The organism is Vibrio sp. V42_P2S4T144, from assembly GCF_009904715.1.
GTDB classification, from domain to species: domain Bacteria; phylum Pseudomonadota; class Gammaproteobacteria; order Enterobacterales; family Vibrionaceae; genus Vibrio; species Vibrio alginolyticus.
The window spans coordinates 1-2980 of record NZ_WXWS01000079.1 but is presented as its reverse complement, the minus strand read 5'-3'; the positions used below and the strand labels follow the sequence as shown (position 1 = coordinate 2980).

Annotated in this window: 3 protein-coding genes; all 3 read left to right on the top strand. The window is 45.3% G+C overall.

The window, feature by feature from the left end; translation table 11 throughout:
• Positions 1-140 precede the first annotated feature (140 nt).
• Positions 141-1166, top strand: a complete 1026-nt coding sequence (locus CAG68_RS02460; protein ID WP_005384771.1) for an ABC transporter permease subunit — start codon at positions 141-143, stop codon at positions 1164-1166.
• 1 nt (position 1167) lies between these two features.
• A complete protein-coding gene (locus tag CAG68_RS02455) occupies positions 1168-2211 on the top strand; it encodes an ABC transporter permease (protein WP_005379369.1) in 1044 nt (347 codons plus the stop codon).
• Positions 2212-2248: 37 nt separating this feature from the next.
• The coding region (locus CAG68_RS02450; protein ID WP_237667825.1) for an ABC transporter substrate-binding protein at positions 2249-2980 on the top strand (732 nt) is incomplete at its 3' end.

Genomic DNA, 2980 nt, shown 5'->3' with positions numbered 1-2980 from the left:
TAGAAAAGTCTAGCTCTTGAGGCGCAGGGAGTGTGCTTCAACAGTTTTAGTTACTACGAGATAAATATGCACCATTTTGGGCGGAAAATATCCTCTTTCACTCCGTTTGAACTGGACAGTAGACAAGGAGCAAGTTGTATATGCTGTCGTACTTTTTACGCCGTTTGGCGTTGGTTATCCCAACGTTTCTCGGGATAACTATTCTCATCTTTGCTATCACTCGTTTCGTGCCTGGCGGACCTGTTGAACGCATGTTGTCACAAATGCAGTCCCAGGGGGACGGCGCCGCATCAATGACGTCTGCGGGTGGTAATACGGCCCTTTCTGACGATCAAATCGCGGAGCTGAATGCGTTTTATGGCCTGGATAAACCAGTAACGGAAGCGTACGTCGAATGGTTAAGTCGTTTGGTAATGCTAGATCTTGGCGAGTCGACGCGTTACTACGAGCCTGTCTCGGACATGATCGCAGAGCGTTTGCCAGTGTCGTTGTTTTATGGCGGCATGACCTTCTTTATTAGTTATTTTATCTCGATTCCTCTTGGTTACTATAAGGCGCTCAAGCACGGTTCTGTGTTTGATTCCGCCTCTTCAGTACTCATTTTCGTAGGCTACGCGCTACCAGGTTATGTGGTGGGTGTATTGCTGATCACGTTATTTAGTTATCACTTGGAATGGTTTCCGATGGGAGGCTTTGTCGGCGATGACTTCGACGATTACGAAACCTTCTTTGAACGCGCTAAAGACATTATGTGGCATGCGGTGTTGCCTTTGATCTGTTACCTCATTGGTGATTTTGCCACGCTGACGATGACAATGAAAAATAACCTGATGGAAAACCTTTCCTCAGATTACATCCGCACCGCAATTGCGAAAGGATTACCTTTCAAAAAAGCAGTTCGTAAGCACGCGTTGCGTAACAGCTTAATTCCGATCGCGAGTCACTTTGGTAACTCTTTGTTGTTCTTCATGACCGGTGCCTTCCTGATTGAAGTTATCTTCAATATTGATGGCATTGGCTTATTGGGTTACGAATCAATCATGGAGCGTGATTACCCTGTTGTTATGGGTATTGTCGCCATTAATGCGTTGTTACTGCTCATTGGTAACATCATTTCAGATATTTGTGTTGCTTTAGTCGACCCACGTGTGAAGTTTGGAGCGTAACATGATTAAAGTTAGTCCATTAACTCAAAAGAAAATTCGTCACTTTAAAGAGATCAAACGAGGCTATTGGTCGTTTGTTGCTCTTTCTATCATGTTGATCCTTTCTCTATTCGCCGAACTTTTGATCAACAGTAAAGCGCTAGTCGTCAAGTACGATGGTAGCTACTATTTTCCTGTTGTCAGTGACGTACGTTTAGGTAGCGAATTCGGCCAAGAGTCATCCAGTGAAGCCGATTATCGTGTACTGCAAAAAGCGTTTGAGGCTGAAGGGGGCGACAACTTTGTTATTTTGCCGCTTGTGCCGTGGAACCCATACGAACAAGATTTTAGTGGTGATTTCCCGCCAACAGCGCCTAGTGCCGAAAATAAGCATTATTTAGGTACAGATGTGATAGGTCGCGATATTTTGGCGCGACTCGTCTACGGATTCAGAACGGCGATGGGATTTGCGTTGCTTACGATGGCCATTTCCTACGCGATCGGTACTGCAGTCGGTTGTGCTATGGGTTTTTGGGGCGGTAAATTTGACTTGTTTGTACAGCGACTTATCGAAATCTGGTCAATGGTCCCGTTTTTGTACGTCATTATGATTCTTGTCTCAATCGTTCAGCCGACGTTCGCTCTCTTTGTCGCTATTAACGTGCTTTTCACTTGGATGGGGATGACATGGTACATGCGGACCATGACCTATAAAGAAGCGGCACGAGAATATGTAATGGCGGCTCGTGCTTTAGGGGCATCGACCGGACGTATCTTGTTTAATCACATCTTGCCAAATACGATGGTGATGATTGTAACCCTAGCGCCTTTCACTATTGCAGCTAACATCACAGCACTGACTGCTCTCGATTACCTAGGATTAGGCTTGATGCCACCAACGCCAAGTTGGGGTGAACTACTGCAACAAGGTAAGTCAAACTTAGATTCGCCATGGATTGTTGCGTCAGTAGTGACTTCTATTGTTCTGGTTCTGGTAATGGTGACCTTTATTGGTGAAGCCATTCGAGCGGCTTTCGACCCGAAAAAATTCACACGCTATGTTTAAGCGAGCATTGTGAGCAAAACATAAAAAGGGAAGTTTTATGAAGAAATTATTTTTAGCGTCCACGCTGAGCGCCCTGAGTTTTGGTGCAATGTCAGCAACGCTTCCGACTGACTTAAACTGGCAAACAAACTGGGATGAGCCTCAATATGGTTCGCCAGAAGCGAAACGTGGAGGGACTTATCGCACCTTTATGTCAAGTTTCCCACAGACGTTACGTAGTGTTGGTCCAGACGCTAATGCAGGGCTACGTTCTTTTATCTTAGATGAAACACCAGGCTTGGTGGTCCGCCACCCAGATACTTTAGAGTTCATCCCTGAGCTTGCTAACGAGTGGGCGTTAGCAGGTGACAACAAAACGGTCTATTTCAAACTCAACCCTGAAGCCAAATGGTCGGACGGCAAACCTGTGACTGCCGACGATTTCGTGTTCATGCTGAAGTTTTATCGTTCCAAAGATATCTTGGAACCTTGGTACAACGATTACTACAACAAAACGATTGCGGATGTTATCAAGTACGACACTCACACGTTTGCTGTTAAGGCGGCGAAAGAGTTCAATCCGGAAGAATTGCTGTTACGAATGGGGGCTCTGCGCCCACGTCCCGCACATTTTTATGCTAACCCTTCAAAAGATGAAAATGGTGACGGTATACATGACAACTTTGTCCGCTACTACAATTTTAAAAGTGAACCAACGACCAGTGCATACTACCTAGATGACATTAAAAAAGGTAAAAGTGTGACCTTCAAACATGTCGGTGAAGACTGG

Bases quoted from the DNA above. Each gene is read 5' to 3' on its own strand.
- CAG68_RS02455 (WP_005379369.1), top strand. From the start codon at position 1,168: ATGATTAAAGTTAGTCCATTAACTCAAAAGAAAATTCGTCACTTTAAA.
- CAG68_RS02460 (WP_005384771.1), top strand. From the start codon at position 141: ATGCTGTCGTACTTTTTACGCCGTTTGGCGTTGGTTATCCCAACGTTT.